The 19,072-nt window shown below is 63.9% G+C and carries 19 protein-coding genes and 3 pseudogenes; 13 read left to right on the plus strand and 9 right to left on the minus strand.

What is annotated here, in order from left to right:
• A complete protein-coding gene (hpaR, locus tag A9K71_RS00385) occupies positions 1–405 on the minus strand; it encodes a homoprotocatechuate degradation operon regulator HpaR (protein WP_245299492.1) in 405 nt (134 codons plus the stop codon).
• Positions 406–595: 190 nt separating this feature from the next.
• Between hpaR and A9K71_RS00390 the strand changes: the two are divergent.
• A pseudogene (locus A9K71_RS00390) lies at positions 596–849 on the plus strand (5-carboxymethyl-2-hydroxymuconate isomerase); the annotation flags it as partial.
• A 119-nt stretch (positions 850–968) separates the two neighbouring features.
• Positions 969–1,228 (plus strand): annotated as a pseudogene (locus A9K71_RS29705) (2-oxo-hepta-3-ene-1,7-dioic acid hydratase); the annotation flags it as partial.
• Positions 1,229–1,462: 234 nt separating this feature from the next.
• Here A9K71_RS29705 and A9K71_RS00395 read toward each other — a convergent pair.
• Entirely contained in the window at positions 1,463–2,482 is a 1,020-nt protein-coding gene (locus tag A9K71_RS00395) for an isopenicillin N synthase family oxygenase (RefSeq protein WP_066989400.1), read from the minus strand.
• Positions 2,483–2,539: 57 nt separating this feature from the next.
• On the opposite strand from A9K71_RS00395, the gene A9K71_RS31065 reads away from it, so the two are divergent.
• Positions 2,540–2,725 (plus strand): hypothetical protein, encoded by a 186-nt coding sequence (locus A9K71_RS31065; protein WP_141245810.1) that lies wholly within the window; start codon positions 2,540–2,542, stop codon positions 2,723–2,725.
• Here the strand turns inward: A9K71_RS31065 and A9K71_RS31070 are convergent.
• Both A9K71_RS31070 and A9K71_RS00400 read right to left on the minus strand, forming a co-directional pair.
• Positions 2,713–2,820: pseudogene (locus A9K71_RS31070) on the minus strand (ABC transporter permease); the annotation flags it as partial. The gene A9K71_RS31065 and the pseudogene A9K71_RS31070 overlap by 13 nt on opposite strands.
• Positions 2,821–2,854: 34 nt before the next feature.
• Entirely contained in the window at positions 2,855–3,544 is a 690-nt protein-coding gene (locus tag A9K71_RS00400; protein ID WP_066988999.1) for an SDR family NAD(P)-dependent oxidoreductase, read from the minus strand.
• Between the two features lie 211 nt (positions 3,545–3,755).
• On the opposite strand from A9K71_RS00400, the gene A9K71_RS00405 reads away from it, so the two are divergent.
• Positions 3,756–4,871 (plus strand): anhydro-N-acetylmuramic acid kinase, encoded by a 1,116-nt coding sequence (locus A9K71_RS00405; protein ID WP_066989001.1) that lies wholly within the window; start codon positions 3,756–3,758, stop codon positions 4,869–4,871.
• Here the strand turns inward: A9K71_RS00405 and A9K71_RS00410 are convergent.
• Entirely contained in the window at positions 4,868–5,290 is a 423-nt protein-coding gene (locus A9K71_RS00410) for a GNAT family N-acetyltransferase (RefSeq protein WP_066989003.1), read from the minus strand. The two genes, A9K71_RS00405 and A9K71_RS00410, sit on opposite strands and share 4 nt — an antisense overlap.
• A gap of 59 nt (positions 5,291–5,349) precedes the next feature.
• On the minus strand, positions 5,350–6,531 hold the full coding sequence (locus A9K71_RS00415; protein ID WP_066989005.1) for an MFS transporter: 1,182 nt from the start codon (positions 6,529–6,531) through the stop codon (positions 5,350–5,352).
• A gap of 48 nt (positions 6,532–6,579) precedes the next feature.
• On the opposite strand from A9K71_RS00415, the gene A9K71_RS00420 reads away from it, so the two are divergent.
• Positions 6,580–7,119 carry an Lrp/AsnC family transcriptional regulator gene (locus A9K71_RS00420; RefSeq protein ID WP_066989402.1) on the plus strand — a complete coding sequence of 180 codons (540 nt, stop codon included), beginning with the start codon at positions 6,580–6,582 and terminating at the stop codon, positions 7,117–7,119.
• 9 nt (positions 7,120–7,128) lie between these two features.
• Here the strand turns inward: A9K71_RS00420 and A9K71_RS00425 are convergent, their stop codons facing one another.
• Entirely contained in the window at positions 7,129–8,415 is a 1,287-nt protein-coding gene (locus tag A9K71_RS00425) for a D-tagatose-bisphosphate aldolase, class II, non-catalytic subunit (protein ID WP_066989007.1), read from the minus strand.
• Positions 8,412–9,359: a sugar kinase gene (locus tag A9K71_RS00430; RefSeq protein ID WP_066989404.1), complete on the minus strand. Its 948-nt coding sequence runs from the start codon at positions 9,357–9,359 to the stop codon at positions 8,412–8,414. The genes A9K71_RS00425 and A9K71_RS00430 overlap by 4 nt, the downstream gene beginning before the upstream one ends.
• A gap of 219 nt (positions 9,360–9,578) precedes the next feature.
• Here A9K71_RS00430 and A9K71_RS00435 point away from each other — a divergent pair, with 219 nt between their 5' ends.
• Complete coding sequence (locus A9K71_RS00435; RefSeq protein ID WP_066989008.1) at positions 9,579–10,601, plus strand: LacI family DNA-binding transcriptional regulator; 1,023 nt, start codon at positions 9,579–9,581, stop codon at positions 10,599–10,601.
• Positions 10,602–10,626: 25 nt separating this feature from the next.
• Here the strand turns inward: A9K71_RS00435 and A9K71_RS00440 are convergent, their stop codons facing one another.
• Positions 10,627–11,775 carry a Gfo/Idh/MocA family oxidoreductase gene (locus A9K71_RS00440; RefSeq protein WP_066989011.1) on the minus strand — a complete coding sequence of 383 codons (1,149 nt, stop codon included), beginning with the start codon at positions 11,773–11,775 and terminating at the stop codon, positions 10,627–10,629.
• Between the two features lie 185 nt (positions 11,776–11,960).
• On the opposite strand from A9K71_RS00440, the gene A9K71_RS00445 reads away from it, so the two are divergent.
• From A9K71_RS00445 to A9K71_RS00475, 7 genes are all read left to right on the plus strand, one after another.
• On the plus strand, positions 11,961–12,761 hold the full coding sequence (locus A9K71_RS00445) for a class I fructose-bisphosphate aldolase (RefSeq protein ID WP_066989013.1): 801 nt from the start codon (positions 11,961–11,963) through the stop codon (positions 12,759–12,761).
• A gap of 3 nt (positions 12,762–12,764) precedes the next feature.
• A complete protein-coding gene (locus tag A9K71_RS00450; RefSeq protein WP_066989015.1) occupies positions 12,765–13,712 on the plus strand; it encodes a PfkB family carbohydrate kinase in 948 nt (315 codons plus the stop codon).
• 87 nt (positions 13,713–13,799) lie between these two features.
• Positions 13,800–14,945, plus strand: a complete 1,146-nt coding sequence (locus tag A9K71_RS00455) for an ABC transporter ATP-binding protein (protein WP_066989017.1) — start codon at positions 13,800–13,802, stop codon at positions 14,943–14,945.
• A 120-nt stretch (positions 14,946–15,065) separates the two neighbouring features.
• The gene (locus A9K71_RS00460; RefSeq protein ID WP_066989019.1) at positions 15,066–16,313 is read left to right on the plus strand and encodes a sugar ABC transporter substrate-binding protein; all 1,248 of its coding nucleotides are present in this window, start codon (positions 15,066–15,068) and stop codon (positions 16,311–16,313) included.
• A gap of 128 nt (positions 16,314–16,441) precedes the next feature.
• A complete protein-coding gene (locus A9K71_RS00465; RefSeq protein ID WP_066989022.1) occupies positions 16,442–17,338 on the plus strand; it encodes a sugar ABC transporter permease in 897 nt (298 codons plus the stop codon).
• 5 nt (positions 17,339–17,343) lie between these two features.
• A complete protein-coding gene (locus A9K71_RS00470) occupies positions 17,344–18,186 on the plus strand; it encodes a carbohydrate ABC transporter permease (RefSeq protein ID WP_066989025.1) in 843 nt (280 codons plus the stop codon).
• Between the two features lie 63 nt (positions 18,187–18,249).
• Entirely contained in the window at positions 18,250–19,071 is an 822-nt protein-coding gene (locus A9K71_RS00475; RefSeq protein ID WP_066989027.1) for a sugar phosphate isomerase/epimerase, read from the plus strand.
• Position 19,072: the final 1 nt, after the last annotated feature.

Below are 19,072 nucleotides of genomic sequence, written 5' to 3' on the forward strand. Positions count from 1 at the left end.
TCAGTCCGGCGCTGACTCCGACTCGATCAGGCTTTCCAGCATGTCCAGCAGGCGTTCGTGCTGCTCGGCGCCGTAACGCTTCTCGATGGCGTCGTAGATGGCGGTGCGCTCGGGCGCCAGCTCCTCGATCAGCGCCACGCCGGCCGGGCTGATGGCGAGCAGTGCGCGGCGGCCGTCATCCTTGACCTTGTTGCGGGTGATGAATTCGCGCTCGTCCAGTGCTTTGATGATGCGGGTGAGGCTGGGCGGCAGGATCGAGGCGCGGTTGGCGAGCTCGGTCGCTTCCAGCGGACCGGTCTCGGCAAGCACGCGCAGCACGCGCCATTGCTGCTCGGTGATGTCGTGGCGAGCAAGCATCGGACGAAAATGCGCCATGATCACTTCGCGAGCGCGAAGCAGAGCCATGGGCAGGGAACGGCGGGTGCTGGGCGGCAGCAGAGTCAACTCTCCGAAAAGTTCCAGTCCAGTACGACTCGCAACAGAAATTAACGCTCGGATCGCAGCTATATCCGCGATTTCTCCGAGAGCGGCAATCCCGTCCCCGACGACCCCGTCGACATGGAGACCAAGCACTTGACATTCGGTCGCCAAGCCCTTGCCCCACATGGGGATCGAATATTCGGCGAATCTCGACGCGAAGGTCGAGATGAGCGAGCTTTGCGCGCTCGTTTCATGCATCATCCTCGAGACGCGGCCTGTTCGAGCCCGGCGCCGCGCGGGTGCGCGCCTTCCGTTGCAGATGCCTATGCGATCGCGGACCGGCTCCCCGAGAACGGCTTCATCGACATGAACTTCCGCATCGGCAGGGGCCGCAGCGCGGAGGAGAAGAAGCGGACCGGCGAGGCGATCTTCAACGGGGGTCATCGCGCGCGTTCTATGTCGACACGCTCGGCCTGCAGGTGAGCGACGAGACCAGCGACGCGATCTATCCGCGCGCGCTGGAGGAGCGCGGCCACGCCAGCCCGCGCGAGGCAGACCTGCGCTGGATCGGCGCCATCGTGTCGCAACGGCGAGGTGGAGGAGACGGGGCTCGGTGCCGGCGTGCTCGATCATCCGGCCAAGGGCATTGTGTGGCTCGCCGACCGGCTGCATCAGTACGGCATGCAAATCGAGGCCGGACAGGTGGTGCTGTCGGGCTCCTTCATCCGGCCGGTCGAATGCCGGCATGGCGATCGGATCGTCTCGGATTTTCGGGCCCCTTGGTGCGATCCGCATCGCTTTCGCCTGACCGGCCGCGCGAATTTGCAAGCTGCGCGCTCCCCCAAAGAAAAAGGCCGGGCGCGAAAGCGGCCCGGCCAAGAAATGAAGGTCATAACCTTCAGAGGGGAACATCGCCCGGCGCAATGGGAGGAAAACACCGAGCGATGGCCTCTATTTGGGGCGGTTGCGGTATATTTTCCACGAACTGAATTCCAAAAACTGGCCGAAAGGCGAAAAAATATCGCGCGGGCAGCGGCAAAGCTCAGCCGGCCGCCGCTGCCTTTTCCAGAAGATCGGCATAGTACTGCCGGGCCACGTCGGGATGCGACCTCAGACGGCTCTTCAGCACATTGGTTCCGACGTTGCGGAAGAGCGGGTTATCGGGATCGCTGGCCGGCCCGCGCGCCTCAGCCGCCAGTTCCTGCGGAAGGTCGAGCAGCGGGATGGTCGCGTCGAGCCGGGCGCTGAAGAAGAACGGCACCGAAATCCGCTCGACGCCTGGCGGCGGTGTGACGACGCGGTGCACGGTTGCTCTCAGATACCCGTTCGAAGCGAGTTCGAGCAGTTCGCCGATGTTGACCACGAGCGTTTGCGGAATCGGATCCACATTCACCCAGCTGCCATCATATTCGACCTCCAGCCCCTTGTTCTCGTCCTGCAGCAGAAGGGTGAGGAAACCGCCATCCTTATGCGCGCCGACGCCCTGGTCGTCACCGGTGGCGTCGCGGCCTGGGTAGCGCACGATCTTCATGCGGTGGTTGGGCTCGCTGCCATAGATCGGGTCGAAGGCGTCCTCCGGCTGATCGAGTGACAGCGCGAAGGCCTTGAGCAGCCGGATTGCTACCTCCGTCGCCTTGGTCTGCCAGGCAAGCAGCGCCGGCTTCAGTTCGGGCAACGCAGCCGGCCACTGGTTCGGACCTTGCAGCCGGGTCCAGGCCGGCACGCTCGGCCCTTGCGAAATGGTCGCGCGCTCGACGCCGATGTCGAGCTGCTCGCGCCAGTCGGCCTTGCCCCTGGTCAGCTCGCCGCCGGCACGCGTGTAGCCGCGAAATTGCGGCGACTTCACCATCTCGATGGCGAGCTTGTCGGCCTCCGACAAGGCAAAGAAGCGCCGCGCGGCATCGAGCACCGCGTCGATGTCCGGCTGCGTTATGCGGTGGCCGCTGAGATAGAAGAAGCCGACATCGCGAGCGGCGGTGCGCAGATCAAACAAGAAGGTCCGCAGTTCCGACTCGCCCTGCTCCAGTCGGTCGAGATCGAGCACCGGGATTATTCTGGCCATGGACAGCTTCCTCTTGGCGGCAACTCTCTGTTTTTCGCAAGTCCGGACGGAAAACCGATGCGCACTTTTCCTGGAATTGCTCGAGCAACCCCGCCGCACGATGACATGCGCGTCATTGCAGGTGAAGAAACGCGCCAACCAATCTCGTTGCAAATGGAGCAAGCCGCCGCTCAATTCCCGGGTTTTCGCGGCAAATTGCGTTCATTCGACTTCCGCTTCTCGCGTTTCGCCTATCCGCGATGATCCAGCCACGCGACCAGCCGGTCACACCACTGGATGCCGCAGACCAGCACGATCAGCACCACCACCGCCGCAACCATGACGCCGGTCTCGCGTCGGGGCGCGTTATTGCACGGTTCGTGGAATGGATCGTCAGAACGTCTCGACCCAGGGCCTCAGCTCGACCTCGAAGCTCCAGGCGCTGCGATGCTGGCGGTGGACTGCGAGATAGGTCTCGGCGATCGCGTCCGGCGAGAGGCGGCGATCCGGCCGGTCTGGCTCGGCCGCCTGCCCGGGCGGCTCGATCTGGCCGTCGATGATGAAATGCGCGACATGGATGTTCTTCGGACCTAGCTCGCGCGCCATCGACTGCGCCAGCCCGCGCAGCCCGAATTTCGGCATGGCGAAGCCGGCCGAGCCGGAGAAGCCCTTGAGACTCGCAGTGGCGCCGGTGAACAGGATCGAGCCGGAGCCGCGCGCAACAAGCCGGCGCGCCGCCTGCTGGCCGACGAGGAATCCGCCATAGGCGCCGACGAGCAGGGCCTGCTTGACCGCCTCCGGATCGAGCTCGGCGATCGGGCCGCGCGTGCGGCCGCTGGCGTTGAAGACGGCAATTTCGAGGGAGCCGGCCTTGTCGGCCGCCTCGAACAGCCGCGCGACGGAGGCGGCATCCGACACGTCCGTCTCCACCGCCTGCGCACCCGTCTCCTGAACCAGCGCGGAGAGTTTGTCGACATTGCGGGCGGCCAGCACGACGCGAAAACCTTGCTTGCCGAGGAGCCGCGCCAGCGAAGCGCTGAGGCCAGCTCCAGCGCCGGCGATCACTGCGACATTGGCGGCCATGTCGTTCCTCCTGCGAGTACGCGTTGTTCAGTTGAGGTCGATAGTCGCACAAGCTCGCTCCTTCGGCGGCAAGAGGCAAGGACTAGGTTGCTCCGTTTTGGCAGTGCGACACAAAGGCGGTGCACGGTGAGAGGTCCCGGCGCATCCGAAAGACTTGCCTGTCGCGCCGATCCGTCCGACACGTGGTCCAGCGGCGATTCGAGGAACGACCATGGAACCAATCTGGGCCGTCGGCCTGATGACCGGTACGGTGCTTGACGGCAATATCGACGTGGCGCTGATTAAAACCGACGGCGAGCGCATCGCCGACACCGGCACATACACACTGGCCCCCTACCCGCAATCGATCCGCACCCTGCTCGAAGAGACCCTGCGCCAAGCACGCGTCTGGAATTTCGAGGGGCCGGAGCCGACGATTTTTCGCGAGGCGGAGGAGGCGCTGACGCGCGCGCAGTCGGCGGCGGTCAGGGATTTGGTCGAAAGCCAGGGCATGACGATGGCCGATATCGGCGTCGTCGGCTTCCACGGCCAGACGGTGCTGCATCGCGCCCCGCAGCCGCGACGAATCGGCCGCACGCGCCAGCTCGGCGACGGCGAGCTGATGGCCGCCCTGCTTGGCACCAAAGTCGCCTATGACTTCCGCACGGCCGATGTGGCGGCCGGCGGACAAGGCGCGCCGCTCGCTGCCGCGTACCATGCGGCGCTGCTCAAAGAGGCCGACGCCAGCGGCGACACCGCGGTGCTCAATCTGGGCGGCGTCGGCAACATCACCTGGTGGGACGGCAAAGACAACATCGTCGCCTTCGACACCGGGCCGGCCAATGCGCCGGTCAACGATTTCATCAAGGCGAAGGGCCTCGGCGAGATGGATCGCGACGGCAGACTGGCTGCCGCCGGTAAGGTCGACGAGGCAAGGCTAGAGCGGCTGCTGCAGCATCCGTATCTGACGAAGCCTTACCCAAAATCGCTTGACCGCTTCGACTTCACCGGGGCCATGGCCGACGGGCTCGGCGCGGAGGACGGCGCAGCGACGCTGACGGCTTTCACCGTCTCGGCGGTCGGCAAGGCGCTCGATCTGTTGCCGCGCCGGCCAAGACGATTGGCGGTCAGCGGCGGCGGCCGCCGCAATCCGACCATGATGGCGATGCTCGGCCAGCGCGCCGGCGTCGAAGTTGTGCAAGCCGAGACGCTCGGCTGGAAGGGCGACGCGGTCGAAGCGGAATGCTTCGCGTTCCTCGCGGTGCGCGTGCTGCGCCGCCTGCCGATCAGCTTTCCGAGCACCACCGGGGTACCGCGGCCGATGCGCGGCGGAAAGCTCGCGGGTTAAGACAACTTCTTTTGCAGGAAGATGCGGCTGCGGCCGACCGGAAAATCGGCGAGCGTGCCGAACGGCTGGTAGCCCTGGCGCTGATAGACCTTGGCTGCGGTCGGATTGAAAGTGTCGATCCACGCGGCCTGGCAGCCGCGCGCCAGCGCTTCCCGTTCGGCTGCGTCCAGCATGCTCGCGGCGATGTGCCGGCCACGCCAGGTTTCGTCGACCCAGAGCCATTGCACATAGAGCCAGCCCCAGGCGGTGTAACCGGAGATGCCGGCGACGATCGCGCCGGCGTCGTCGCGAACGAAGACGGCGAGCGTCTTCCGGCCCGAGGCACCGACATCGCTGTCGTTGAAGGCGGTCAAGCCCTCGCCGACACGGGCGAGATCCTGCGGCAAGGGCTCGGCGGTGATCTCGAGCGTCATCTTCACGGTGGCTCCGGTGCGGTTCGGAAGCCAGCCTTAGCCAAGGAGCGAAGCGACACGCAAGCCTATTGCCGGGCAGAGCGCCACGCTGCGGCCGATGCCGCCACCAGCATCAGCAAGGCGGCGACCAGGGCGCAGTTGGCGAAGCCGAGGGCGGTGTAGAGCGGGCCGAAACCGGCGGTGCCGACGGTTACGGCGAAATAGGTGACTGCGCTGTTCAGGCCCATGATCGTGCCGCGCCGCGCGGCGTCGAGCGCGGTGAGCCGCATCACCAGAACGTTCAGCCCGAAATGGTTGGCAAGGCCCCAGACGGCGATCGTCGCCATCAGCAGGCCGAAGGTGCCGCTGGCCGAGGCGATCGCCACATAGACGGCGGCGACCAGCAGATAGGCGAAGGGCATGACACGGCGGGCGCCGAGACGGTCGATGACGCCGTCAAGCAGCGCCGCCGCGCCGAAGCCGAGCCCGTAAGCGATCGCCGCCAGCCCGTTGGCGCTGACCGGCTCGCCGAGACCTTCATGGAGATGATCGCCGAGATAGCCGTAGACGCCATAGAAGGCGGTCATGAAGGCGCCGCAGGCGATCAGCAGCGGCAGGATTCCGGGCACAGCCAGCGCGCCGAGCGGCGACGGTGCCGGACCGCTTTTCCTGGTGTCGCGCAGCGAGCTGACCGACAGGCCGGCGGCGGCGGCTCCGGCGAGAAGCGCGACAGCGGCGAAGACGGCCCGCCAATGGATCAGATCGGCAAGCACCGCCGACAGCGACACTCCGGCGACCATGGACAGCGTCCAGCCGGTCAGCACGACGCCGATCGTTCCGCTCTCGCGGCCGGGCGGCGCGATCGCTGCGGAGCTGGCGTAGATCGCCGGCATGGCGACGCCAGCAGCGATGCCGGCAACGAGCTGGGCCGCGACCAGCGCCGCCACCGTCGGCGCGAGCGCGCTGCCCACCAGCGCCAGCGCAAGCAACAGCAATGCGCCCTGCAGCATGCGGCGGGCGCCGATCCGGTCGATATAGCGGGCAAGAAAAAGCGCGCTGGCCGAGGTGCCGAGGCCGAAGGCAGCGGCGGCCGTCATCACCGCCGGCACGCTTGCCGCGAAGGATGCCGCGACGGCGGGCGCTATCGGCCCGAGAACCAGTGAGTTGGAGCCGATGACGGCGATGCAGCCGGTGAGCAGGTAGGCTGCGGCCGGGATCGGTGCACGGGACGCCGCAGCCAGAATCGCTGATTGATCACTGTTCGACATATCTCCATAATGGCCGAATTGAATTCAGCATCAATGGAGAATTTCCAAATGGACTCAGAAACAGATGACGTTCAGCGGAACAAGCAGCCAGCCCGTGAGGTCGACCCGATCGACCGAAAAATATTAGGCGTTCTGGTCGATGATGCGACCATCAGTTATGCCGAGCTCGGCGATCGCGTCGGCCTGTCGCCACCGGCGGCGCATGAGCGGGTGAAGCGGCTCAGGCGCAGCGGCGCCATCCGCGCCACCTCGGCGATCATCGATCCGAAGGCGGTGAAGAAGCCGCTGCTCGCCTTCGTGCACATCGATACCAGGGGCTGGGGCAAGACGCCGGAATTGATGGCGATCTCGGAATGCCCGGAAGTGGAAGAGATCCATTCGGTCGCCGGCGACACCTGCATGCTGCTCAAGGTACGCACCGAGGATACAAGGGCGCTGGAAGGCCTGCTGTCGCGTATCTACGAGACGCCGGGCGTGGTCTCGACGCGCAGCTATGTGGTGCTTTCAACCTATCTCGAACGGCCGGTCCAGCCAGAGATCACGGCCGAATGGCCGGCACCCAAACATATGGCGACGCCTGTCTACTAATCCACCGGCTTAGGGGGTCGTGGCGCTGCGATAGATATCGAGGACGCGCGTGACGCTGGCAATCAGAAGCTCATGCGCGGTCGGCGTGATCCGACCGGCGCCGACCTCGGCATCGAGATGGCCGAGATACTGGCTAATCAGGGGGCGTGGAATTTCACGCTTGCCGAGTGCCGCCAGCAGCGCTTCGGTCGCATGCTGTGCGTCGGGCAATGGCCAGTAGTAGCGGATGCGGTCGCTGAAGGAGAAATGCCGCTGCAGGCGCTGCTCGTCAGGCGTTCCCGGACAATATTTCTGCCAATTGCCGGGCGAGGCCAGCATGATGCGTTCCATCGCGGCCGGCAGGCTTTCGCGCGAGGGATCGGGCGCGAGCGCGTCGGCGATGTGGCTCAGGCCATAGAGCGCCTCGCGCAATGCGAAGGTGAGCCAGGGGCCGACCTTGAGGATGGCGAAGCCGTCGCGCACGAGCGCGGCCAAAGCTTCCGCGGGCTGATAGTCGGTCGAATGCGCCTCGAAGACGAATTGCGGCTGGCTTTCCAGGGCAGCGACCAGCTTCGTCGCCCTCTCGGGCGCATAGGCGATGATGTCGGCATTGCCGAATTCGACGCCGGGCTGAACGACGACACCGACGGCCCGGACAAAAGCGGCATCGAGGCCGAGACGGGAGAAGGCCTGGCGATGGAGCTCGACCGTGCGGAGCGCATCGGCCGGCTCGGTCACATGCATATGGTCGAGCGCTTCCAGCGCGCCGCCCGGAACCGGCACTTCGGTGCCGATGATGTAGACGGGTTTTTCACCGCCCGAGCGGGCGACCGCCGCCTCGGCAACCGCCGCAAGCTCCGCCGCGCGCGCGGCAATCGTCTCGTCGGCGAGTGCCACGGAATCGTCGGCACAAGCCATGCTGGTGTCGAGATGCAGCTTGGTGAAGCCGGCGGAGGCATAGGCGTCGATCATCGCCGCCGCCTTGTTCATCGCTTCCGCCGCGGGCCGATGCTTCCACGGATTCGGGCCGAGGTGATCACCGCCGAGGATCAGCCGGTCGAACGGAAAGCCGGTCCTGCCTGCTTGCGTCTCGACGAAGGCTCGAAAGGCGGCCGGGGTCATGCCGGTATAGCCGCCCTCGTGATTGACCTGGTTGCAGGTCGCCTCGATCAGCACATCGGCGCCATTCCTCGCGCCGTGGCGGAGCGTCGCTTCGATCACCAGCGGGTGCGCCGAACAGATCGAGGCGATGCCGCCCTTCGCGCCTGCCGCGCGGCGAGCGGCGATGCCAGCGAATCTTGTCGTGGCGCCGGTCATGCGCGTGCGGTCGCTTTTGCGATGAAGGCCTCGACGTCGGCGAGCCGGTGAATGCCTTCCATCGGCCCCTTGCGGGTAACGGCGAGCGCGCCGCAGGCATTGGCGATGCGCAGTGCATCGGCGGGCGAGGCACCGCGCAGCCAGAAGGAAACGAAGGCGGCGCCGAAGCAATCGCCGGCGCCGGTCGGATCGACTTCCTCGACCACAAAGCCGGGCATGGCGAGCGTGCCCTTGCGGTCGTGATAAGTGGCGCCATCGGCGCCTTTCTTCAGCACGATGCAGGAGATGCCTCGCCCCAGCAATTCGCGGACCGCGGCCTGTTCGTCGCTGGCGGACGAGAAAAGGAACAGTTCGTTGCCGCTCGGCAGGAAGACATCTGTCTGCGCGAGCACATGATCGAGCGCCTGACGCGTGCCGGACGCCTGCATGATCTCGCGACGGATGTTCGGATCGAAGGACACCGTGCCGCTCTTGGCCTTCACGGCCGCGATCGCGGCGAGTGCGACGTCGGTGGCGCGATCGGAAAAAAGCGAAGAGCCCATGACATGGACATGATCGGCTCCGGCCAAGAGCCGCTTCGCGGCATCGTCCATTTCCAAAAGGCCGGCGGCGCTGTTCCGGATATTGAAAACAAAATGCCTGGATGCATCGGTTTGGTAGGCGACGAAGGCGGTGCCGGTTGCATGGCCTTCACGGACGGCGATTGCCGAAACGTCGGCGCCGAGCGCGCTGAGCCGGTCGATGTTCAACTGGCCGAAATCGTCCCCGCCGACGGCGCCGATGAGACCCGCAGGCTGGCCGAGCGCCGCCGCTTGGCCAATGAAGATCGCCGGGGCGCCGGACGGAAAGGGGCCGGCGAGCGGACCGGGCTCGAGGAAGCTCTGGCCGATTGATTCCGCCATGATCTCGACGAGGATCTCGCCGGCTGAGACCAGCTTCTTCATCACGTCCTCCCAGCATTCGCCATGCATGGCTTTAGGGCTTGGAATACGGCCCCCTCTTTTTCACGTCAATTAATAAATTTACGCATGAAATAATTTCTCCGGACGCGTTGAAACTTGCGGAGCTTCCTGTAAAGTTTCAACTTGCAGGCGCACGCCGATGCGCCGTATGAGCGCCGGAGCAGCCCATGGGAGCGAGGTTCCCATGCCGCGAGGGTTTGGATGCCGATGACTCACAAGACGATGGAGGAGTTCGCCCGTTCCTGCGGCGTCTCCAGGCCGACCTTGTCGAAATTCTTCGACGATCCGACCAGCGTCAAGCCGGCGACGCGAAAACGCATCGAGGATGCGCTGCGCTCGTCCGACTATCAGCCCAATCTGTTCGCGCGAAACCTCAACCGCAAGCGCACCCGCAGCATCGGCATCGTCGTGCCGACGGTGACCGACCCGTTCTATTCCGAGATGGTCAGCCGCATCGAACTCAGGCTGCGCGACGAAGGCTACTGGCCGATCGTCATTTCCTCGCATGGATCGAGCGAACTGGAAGCCGAGGCGACGCGGACGATCCTGTCGTTGAAGGTCTCCGGCGCGCTGATAGCACCGCTCGGCCGGCGTTCGGACCAGCGGGCGATCGAGAAGCTGACGCAGGCGATCCCGATTGTCTATTTCGACACCTATCTCGAAGGCGGCACGCCTTTCGTCGGCAACAACAATGTGCAGAGCATGTCGACCATCGTCGACTATCTCTGCCGCTCGGGCGACGCCCCGGTCTATTTCGATATTCCGCACGTCAATCATAATTCGCGCGAGAGGGTGGAGAGTTACATCGATGCCATGAAGCGCCTCGGGCAGGAGCCGCTCGTCTTCGGCAATACCGGCGACTACACATGGGAGTTCGAACGCATCGGCTACGAACAGACGGAAAAGCTGCTCGGCAATGGCGGCCTGCCGGGCAAGACCATATTGTGCGCCAACGATCGTCTCGCCTTCGGCGTGATGGCGGCCGCCTTCTCGAAAGGGCTGAAGGTGGGCCGCAAGGCGGATTGCGACCTGCGGGTGGCTGCGCATGACGATCATCCGCTCAGCCGCTACACCTGCCCGGCGCTCACCACCATGGCGCAGGATTTCGCGGCGATGGCCGGAAGCAGCGTCGAGACGCTGCTTACCCTGCTCGACGAGGACGGCGCGCCCGTCGCGCCGAAGGTCAGTCTCGACGCGACGCTGGTGATGCGCCAGTCGGCCTAGGGATACCGAAGGCGATCACGGCGCCTCAGGCAAGCAGGCTCGCCGCCTCGTCTTCGCCGAGCAGCGGCGGCTGGTCGACCGAGCCGACGACGGCGACGGAGTTCCGGCTTTCGCCGGAGGCGAGGATCGCTTCCATGACCTCGAGCACGTGCAGCGCCAGTTCGCCGGACGCGCGGGGTCTGCGCCCTTCCGACAGCGACCTCGCCAGGTCGGCGACGCCGAGCATGCGATAGTTGGCGCGGTCCGGTCCGGCATAGGGCCAGTTGCGCGCGCCGTAGAGCTCGCCTTCGCTCTCGAAATCCCTCCAGTCGGCGCCGTGCGCCGACAATGAGACCGTGCCGCCAAACGTGTCGGGATCGGGTAGCCTGAGCGAGCCTTCCGTCCCGTGTAGCTCGATCGGATGGTTGGAATGCTTGAAGACGTCCCAAGAGGCGCCGAAGGTGACGGTGGCGCCGTAGTGGAATTCGAGCAGCGACAGGATGTTGGTCGGCGTGCCGACCCTGAAGCTGGTGTTTTTGTAAGGGCCTTCGGCGGTGATCAGGCGCTCGTCCTGACCGCGCGTCGTCATCGCCATGACGCGGGCGACCGGGCCGAGCAGGTTGACCAGCATCGTCAGGTAGTATGGCCCCATGTCGAACACCGGACCGCCGCCCGGCTGATAGTAGAATTGCGGATTGGGATGCCAATGCTCCATGCCGCGCCCCATCATGAAGGCGGTGCCGGTCACGGCGCGGCCGATCGCGCCCTCGTCCATTAGGCGGCGGGCACGCCGCCCGGCTGCGCCGAGGAAGGTGTCTGGAGCCGAGCCCAGCAGCAGATCGCGCTTCGCCGCCTCCGCGACCAGCCGGCGGCCCTCGCCGGCCGAGGTCGCCAGAGGCTTTTCCGTGAAGACGTGCTTGCCCGCGGAAAGCGCCGAATGGGTGATGTCGAAATGCGCCGACGGAACGGTGAGGTTGAGGACGAGATCGACCTCGGGATCGGCCAGCAGCGCATCGACCGGCAGCGCGCGGATACCGTATTCCCTGGCCCGTAGCGCGGCCATGTCGGCGGAAATATCGGCGCAGGCGCGCAGTTCCACGCCGGCGAAAAGTGCTGCGTTGCGCAAATAGGTCATCGATATGTTGCCGCAACCGATAACGCCGATACCGAGCTTCGCTCCTGACTTTGCTTGCATTTTCCTTCCGACCTCCCGGTGCGGCACCGCCGCAGACAACCCGCTGCAACGGCGGCGGACCATGTTCGTGACTCGCTATAGCGCATTTTAAATCTTGACGCGCGTAAAATTTTTATAGAGCATGTGAAAATGCTGGCTCGACATCGGAGGCCGCCAGCTCAAAACGATCGAGGAATTTTGCACTCATGAGCCTAGGAACCAAGGTGCGCCTTGCGCGCCTCTTCTCGCATCCGTCCGGGAAGCTTTTTGGCGGCGCGGTCGACCACTTTGTCGGCTATGGCGACGTGCGCAAAGGCGGGCTTGCCGATCTGCCCGGTGCGCTCGCGCGCGTCATGATGGGCAAACCCGACTACGTCAGCATCCAGCCCGGCACCGCGCGCCATCTGTGGCCGCAATATGCGGGCAAAGCGTCTCTGGTGATCCAGGCGGGCTGCTTCACCCCAGACGATCGCATCAGCGAGCTGATTGCAACGCCGGAGGATGCGGTGCGCGCCGGGGCCGATGCGTTGGCCGTGGCCATTCCGGTGCGCGGCGCGACCGAGGGTAAGTACATACGCTGGCTGACCGACTCGGTGAATGCGGCGGCACGCTACGGCATGCCGGTGGTGGCGCATATCTACCCGCGCGATTTCACCGACGGAGCAAAAATCGTCTTCACCCCCGACGAGATCGCCTATGCGGCGCGCATCGGCTACGAGTCCGGCGTCGACGTGATCAAGATAGGCTACACGGGCGATTTCGAGTCGTTCCGAGAGACCGTCCGGACCTGCCCGGTGCCGGTTGTGATCGCGGGTGGTCCGAAAACCGAGACGCTGCTCGGCGCCCTTCAGCAGACGGCGGACGCCATACGTGCCGGCGCGCGCGGTGCCGTGGTCGGTCGCAATCTCTGGGGGCACGGCGATCCGCAGAAGGCGGCACTTGCCTTTCGGAGCGTCATCCATGACGGCCTTTCGGCAGAAGACGCCCTGGCGAAGGCGGGTGCCTGAACGATGCCCACCGTCCCTTCAATCCTCGGCTTCGGCGCTATTGCGATCGACGACATCGTCTATGTCGATCAGCCGTTGTCGACGGGCAAGGGGAAGGTTCTGCAAACTGCCCGAACTTTCGGCGGAAATGTCGCGACGGCCCTTGCCGCCGTCGCGCGGCTCGGCGGAACCGCCGGGTTCGTCGGATGGCTGGCCAGTGCCGCTGACGACGCCGTGCTGTGCGATCTCGTTGCGAGCGGAGTTGAAACCGCATTCGCGCCGCGCCACCCGCACGCACGCCCGGTGCGCTCGCGGATCACCGTCGGCTCGGATGGGGAGAGGTTCATCGCGTATGACGACGAAGCGATGCTGGGCACCGCGCCAGACTTTCCGGACGAGGTCCTCAGCCGCGCGGCCGTCCTGATCGTCGATAGTTACGCGATCCGGTCGATGGATGTCGTGGCTCGGGCTCGCGATCTCGGCCTTGCAATCCTCGGCGATATCGAATGGAGCAGCGGCCCAGCCACCGAGAGGCTGATCGGGCTCTGCGACCATCTTATTCTTCCCCTCGGCTTCGCGCGGACTGCCACGGGCGGCCGATCGCCCGCCGAGATGCTCGACGCATTGTGGATGCCGTCGCGGTCCGCCGTGGTTCTGACTGACGGCGGCAGGGGCGTCTATTATCGCGGACGCGACGAGGCAGGGCTCTGGCACCTGCCTCCGCACCGGGTTGCCGTCGTTGACTCGACTGGCGCCGGTGACTGCTTTCACGGTGCCTATGCCCATGCATTGACGCGCGGAGCCGAGACCGCAGGCCGGGTCGCATTCGCGGCCGCGGCCGCGGCCCTGTCGATAACGGGGCGTGGCGGGCGCGAGGCGCTGCCGACCGAGGGCCAGGTCACGGAACTCTTGGCATCGACGAACGCCCCGTCGGCAGTCGAACTGAAATCGCAGCTCGATACCGGAACATAGTTGAAACTATCCGAGGAACATTCGCAGGCGAACATAGGCCGATAATAATCATAATAACGAGCGGCTTAGCCTTGTGGAGGGAGGAAGATGGCAGAAGTCATTCTTGAGAATATCTGCAAGACCTATGGGAACAACTTTCACGCAATCGACCAATTGAACCTGTCGGTCGAGGATGGCGAATTCTTGATTCTCGTCGGGCCGTCCGGCTGCGGCAAATCCACCGCGCTGCGGATGATCGCGGGGCTGGAGGACGTGACAAGCGGCAGCCTTCGGATCGGCGGAGTCGACGTCGTCGACATGCCGCCCAAGGACCGCGACATCGCGATGGTCTTCCAGAGCTACGCGCTCTACCCGCATATGACGGTGTTCGAAAACATCGCCTTTTCGATGCGGCTGGCAGGCAAGCCGAAGGCCGAGCGCAAGAAGCGGGTGGACGAGATTGCCAAAACCCTTCAGCTGACATCTCTGCTCGACAGCAAACCCGCGAACCTTTCAGGCGGACAGCGTCAACGGGTTGCCATGGGCCGCGCCATGGTGCGCGAGCCGGCCGCCTTCCTCATGGACGAACCCCTTTCCAATCTGGACGCGAAGCTGCGTGTTCAAATGCGCGCCGAAATCACCAGCCTGCAAAAGCAGCTCGGCGTCACGACCATATACGTGACCCACGACCAAACCGAGGCGATGACGATGGGGGACAGGGTCGCGGTGTTGAAGGGCGGCGTGCTGCAGCAGGTCGACACACCGAAGCGGCTCTACGAGTCGCCCGTGAACGCCTTCGTTGCCGGCTTCATCGGCTCTCCTTCGATGAACCTGTTCGAGGCGACGCTGACGGGCGACGAACTGATGTCCGGCACCTTCGCCATCCGGCTGCAGGACGCAGCTTTCGCGCGCAGGCCGACCTTGAGGTCGTATGCTGGGCGCAAAGTCGTGTTCGGGATCCGACCGGAGGATCTCTATGACAGCAGTCTCGAATCCGGCCGCAAGTATCAGACGATCCCTGCAAAGGTGACCTCGATCGAAGAACTCGGGTCCGAACACATCGTTCATCTCAGCATCGACGCGGTGCGGGTGGACTCCGGAGATCCGGACGCGGTGCAGGATTTCGGCATGACCTCGAACGCGGTGGCGAAATTCGAACCGGTCAGCACAGTCCGCCCCGGTTCGGAGATCCGCTTGGCCGTGGACGACGCCAAGCTCCATTTCTTCGATCCCGAGACGCATATGGCGATCTGAAGATTTGTTGCAGAGCCCGCAGGCGGGAGCGATGCGCCTGCGAAAGTACTCGTAAGAAGACTTCTGAATGAAGCAGACGATCGTCCGCATTGTGCGGTCGATCTTAAGAAGGAGGAGAAAATGACGTTTCGGATACGACCCGCGATGCTGAAAATGGCCGCGGCCGCATGGCTGCTCGGCGCAACCGGCGCCATGGCGGACACGACGCTGGAATTCACGCAGTGGTGGGAGCCAGAGCTGCCCGCAGGCTCCTTGCGCAAAATCATGGACGAGTTCGAGGCTGCAAACCCCGGGATCAAGGTCACGCTGGTCAGCGGCCCCTATGCGACCACGCGAGACCAGATCTCGGTCGGTGCTGCGACCGGAACGCTTAGCGACGTCGTCGGTCTCGATGGCGCTTGGGTGAACAATCTGAACGCACAAAATGCGCTGGCCGACATGAACCCGATGATGGATGCGAGCGGCTTCGATAAGAGCCAGGTCGCCGATATCATCAAGGTGGACGGCAAGGCGGTGATGTTTCCCGTGGCTTCGTTCGTCTATCCGGTCTTCGTCAATATGGACCTCGCCGCCAAGGCAGGTGTGAGCAAGCTCCCGTCGACCCGCGCGGAGTTTCTCGAAGCCGCCAAGAAGATGACCCATGCCGACAAGAACCAGTATGGCTGGGTGCTGCCCCTGTCGCTGCAAACACCGTCCGGCGTTCAGAACGACATGATGTCGTGGGTTTGGGCTTCGGGCCAGTCGATGATGGCGAATGGCAAGCCCGACCTCGAGGGCAAACCGGTGGTGGATATGCTCAGCTTCGTGAAATCGCTCAACGACGCCGGCACCATCTCGCCCGGCATCGCCACCAAGACGGAACAGGAGAAGGTCGAGGAATTCGTCAACGACCGGGTCGGGATGATGATCGACTCGCTCGCGCATGTGAACCTCATCCGCAAACGCAATCCCAAGCTGAACTTCGACCTCATCCCGGTCCCGGTCGTGGAGAACTACAACGGCAAGCGCGGCCTTCCCTATGCCTCCTGGGGCATCGGTATCTCTGCCGGCTCGAAGCACCAGGAGGAGGCCTGGAAGCTCGTCCAATATCTGATGAGTGAAAAGGTGAACGCCAAGCTCGTGTCGCTTGCAAACGCCTTCCCGGGCAACGTCAACGCCAAGCCCGATTTCGTGACGTCCGACAAGGCATTCGCAAAGGCTTTCGAAATCTTCAAGACCGGTTATCTCGCCAACGAGTTCACGGGTCTGCCGGTGGCGGAAGACCTGATGACCCAGTTCGACGTGGAAGCCCAGAAGATGCTTGCCGGCGAGCAGTCTCCGGAACAAGCCGCAGCCAACGCTCAAAAGGGCTGGATGGCGAAATTCTGATCGGCCTGTTCCCCGTTCACTTCTCGACCGGGTGGCCTGACTTCGGGCAGGCCACCCGGCCACAACGGATCGGTGGACCCGTGTTCCGAAGCTCACCTTCTCTTGAAGGCGTATTTTAAGGTTGGCACATGACCCCGCAGAAGCGCTCCCATCACAGACTGAAACGAGCGGTCGCACCCTATCTCTATCTGTCGCCCTCGCTCCTCATAGTCGGTCTTCTGATGCTGCTGCCGATGGTGACGGTGATTGCCTATTCGTTCCAGAACAGCGCGGTGCTGCGTCGCGACCCATCCTTTGCCGGACTGAAACATTACCAGGCGATCTTCGCAGATCCCGTGTTCTGGGCTTCGCTGGGACACACGCTCTACTTCACCTGCATGAGCGTGGTTTTCCACATGACCATCGGCATGATCTTCGCGCTGATGCTGAACAGCGACCGCATCAATCCGATGCTGCGCAACATCCTGCGCGTGCTCTACATACTGCCTTGGCTGTTCACCGCGGTGATCATCGCGGTGATCTGGCGCCTCCTGCTTGAGCCGAACGGGGTCGTGAACAGCATTCTCATGCAGATGGGCATCATCGGCTCCAAGGTCGAGTGGTTTTCCTCGCCCGAGACCGCGCTGCACGCCGTCACCTTCGCCAATATCTGGGCGGGGTACCCGCTTTTCATGGTCAGCCTGCTCGCGGGCCTGCAGGGCATTCCCAAGGATTTCTACGAGGCCGCCGATATCGACGGCGCCAAGGCCTACCAGAAGCTGATCTTCATCACCATCCCGCAGTTGATGCCGATCATCATCAGCATCTCGCTGCTCGACTTCATCTGGACCATGCAGGTCTTCCCATTGATCTGGATAACGACGGGCGGCGGTCCGATCTACTCGACCGAGGTCCTCAGCACCTACACCTATAAGCTGGCGTTTTCGAGCTACAACCTGTCTCAGGCGTCGGCGAGCGCTGTGGTCATCCTGCTGATCTCGCTTGGCCTGACGCTGTTCTACATCCGTTATCAAAAGGCTCGGTAGTCACCATGAGGAAAAGGCACACGCCGAAAGACAGGCTGATCACCGTCGCGCTCCATGTAGCGCTTGTCGCGGGGCTCTTTTTCGCGGCCTTCCCGATCTACTGGATGCTCAGCAGCTCGTTCAAATCGAATACTGAAATCTTTGCCCTGCCACCAACCATCCTGCCGAAGGCCTTCACGCTGGAAGCGTACGCAGCCATCGTTGGCGACCCGGTAAAGCTGCGCTTCTTCTTCAACAGCTACTTCGTGGCGGCAGCGGTGACCGTGCTGACGGTGCTGATCGCCTTGCTGGCGGCCTACGGGTTCAGCCGCTTCAACTTTCGCGGCAAGGGCAGCCTGAACACACTCATCATCAGCACGCAGACGATTCCGCCGATCACGCTTCTCATCCCCTTCTTCGGGCTTGTCGTCTCATATGGCATCTTTGACACCTATATCGCGCTGATCCTGACTTACCTGGTGTTTACGCTGCCCTACGCGATCCTGCTGATGACGGGATATCTCAACACCTTGCCCCGCGATCTCGATGAAGCGGTGGCTGTCGACGGCGGCACCAGTTGGACAGCGCTTTGGCGGGTGATCGTCCCGATCTCGCTGCCTGGTATCGTGGCGACGTCTGTCTACACCTTCCTGTTATGCTGGAACGAATTTCTCTTTGCGCTGACGCTGACCAAGTCGACGTCCATGCGCACCGTGCCGATCGGCATCCAGCTGTTGATGGGGCAGCACGCCTTCGAATGGAACCAGATGATGGCGATGAGCGTGCTCGGCTCGTTACCGCTTTTGCTCATCTACCTCGTTGCCCAGAGATTCTTCCTCGCAGGCATGACCGCGGGCTCGGTCAAGTAGGACGTCCCTCCCATGAAGACGCAGAGCGACACCAAGGAATGGGCAGTATCAAGGAATGAAAGAATGAACGTGAAAGACCTCAAAGTCGGCTGCCAGACTTTTACCTGGGAGATGCTCGGCGACCGTTTTGGCGGCGGCCCGGACGATCTCATCAAGGCGATTTCCGACGGCGGCTATGCCGGCATCGAGATCACCGACACGATGATCGGTCGCTATGCCGGCAAGCCTGCGGAGTTCGCCGCCGCGTTGAAGGCATCCGGCCTCATGCTGGTCTCGTTCGCCTTCGGCTCGAAGAGCGGCTTCACGCTCAAGGAGAAAATCGGCGAGGACCTCGAAACCGCCGGTCGCTGGATCGACTTCGCCGCCGCCTTTCCGGGAGCGCTGGTGTCGATGGGCTCGGCAACCGTCGTCTCCGACGGCCCGCGCGACCACAAATTCGCCATCGCCGCCGAGGTCTACAACAAGGCCGGCGAACTTGGGCGCAAGGCCGGCGTGCAGGTGGCTGTGCATCCGAGCACGCATCACAACACGCTGCTCTTCGACCGCGCCGATTATGACCGCATCTTCTCCCTGATTGACCCATCGCTGGTCGGCTGGGTGCCGGACACCGGACACATCTTGCGCGGCCGTCAGGACATGGCCGATACGCTCACCACCTATCGCGACCGCATTCGCTATGTGCATCTGAAAGACGTCGATGCCAACGGCAGTTGGGCGATGCTCGGCGAGGGTGTCTGCGACACGGCTAAGGTGATCGAGATCGCCAGCGCCGCGCCCAACTTCAACGGCTGGCTGGTGCTGGAGGAGGAATCCGAAGCAGCCGCCGCCGATCCGGCGGGCGCGGTGAAGACCAATCGCCAGACCATGCGCGGCTACGGGGCTTGAG

This window comes from Mesorhizobium sp. WSM3873, from assembly GCF_001672445.1.
Taxonomy (GTDB): Bacteria; Pseudomonadota; Alphaproteobacteria; order Rhizobiales; family Rhizobiaceae; genus Mesorhizobium.

Coding starts and splice junctions, on each gene's coding strand:
- hpaR (WP_245299492.1), bottom strand. CDS start 405: ATGGCTCTGCTTCGCGCTCGCGAAGTGATCATGGCGCATTTTCGTCCG.
- A9K71_RS00395 (WP_066989400.1), bottom strand. CDS start 2,482: ATGGCCAGAATAATCCCGGTGCTCGATCTCGACCGACTGGAGCAGGGC.
- A9K71_RS31065 (WP_141245810.1), top strand. CDS start 2,540: ATGCGCACTTTTCCTGGAATTGCTCGAGCAACCCCGCCGCACGATGAC.
- A9K71_RS00400 (WP_066988999.1), bottom strand. CDS start 3,544: ATGGCCGCCAATGTCGCAGTGATCGCCGGCGCTGGAGCTGGCCTCAGC.
- A9K71_RS00405 (WP_066989001.1), top strand. CDS start 3,756: ATGGAACCAATCTGGGCCGTCGGCCTGATGACCGGTACGGTGCTTGAC.
- A9K71_RS00415 (WP_066989005.1), bottom strand. CDS start 6,531: ATGTCGAACAGTGATCAATCAGCGATTCTGGCTGCGGCGTCCCGTGCA.
- A9K71_RS00420 (WP_066989402.1), top strand. CDS start 6,580: ATGGACTCAGAAACAGATGACGTTCAGCGGAACAAGCAGCCAGCCCGT.
- A9K71_RS00425 (WP_066989007.1), bottom strand. CDS start 8,415: ATGACCGGCGCCACGACAAGATTCGCTGGCATCGCCGCTCGCCGCGCG.
- A9K71_RS00430 (WP_066989404.1), bottom strand. CDS start 9,359: ATGAAGAAGCTGGTCTCAGCCGGCGAGATCCTCGTCGAGATCATGGCG.
- A9K71_RS00435 (WP_066989008.1), top strand. CDS start 9,579: ATGCCGATGACTCACAAGACGATGGAGGAGTTCGCCCGTTCCTGCGGC.
- A9K71_RS00440 (WP_066989011.1), bottom strand. CDS start 11,775: ATGCAAGCAAAGTCAGGAGCGAAGCTCGGTATCGGCGTTATCGGTTGC.
- A9K71_RS00445 (WP_066989013.1), top strand. CDS start 11,961: ATGAGCCTAGGAACCAAGGTGCGCCTTGCGCGCCTCTTCTCGCATCCG.
- A9K71_RS00450 (WP_066989015.1), top strand. CDS start 12,765: ATGCCCACCGTCCCTTCAATCCTCGGCTTCGGCGCTATTGCGATCGAC.
- A9K71_RS00455 (WP_066989017.1), top strand. CDS start 13,800: ATGGCAGAAGTCATTCTTGAGAATATCTGCAAGACCTATGGGAACAAC.
- A9K71_RS00460 (WP_066989019.1), top strand. CDS start 15,066: ATGACGTTTCGGATACGACCCGCGATGCTGAAAATGGCCGCGGCCGCA.
- A9K71_RS00465 (WP_066989022.1), top strand. CDS start 16,442: ATGACCCCGCAGAAGCGCTCCCATCACAGACTGAAACGAGCGGTCGCA.
- A9K71_RS00470 (WP_066989025.1), top strand. CDS start 17,344: ATGAGGAAAAGGCACACGCCGAAAGACAGGCTGATCACCGTCGCGCTC.
- A9K71_RS00475 (WP_066989027.1), top strand. CDS start 18,250: ATGAACGTGAAAGACCTCAAAGTCGGCTGCCAGACTTTTACCTGGGAG.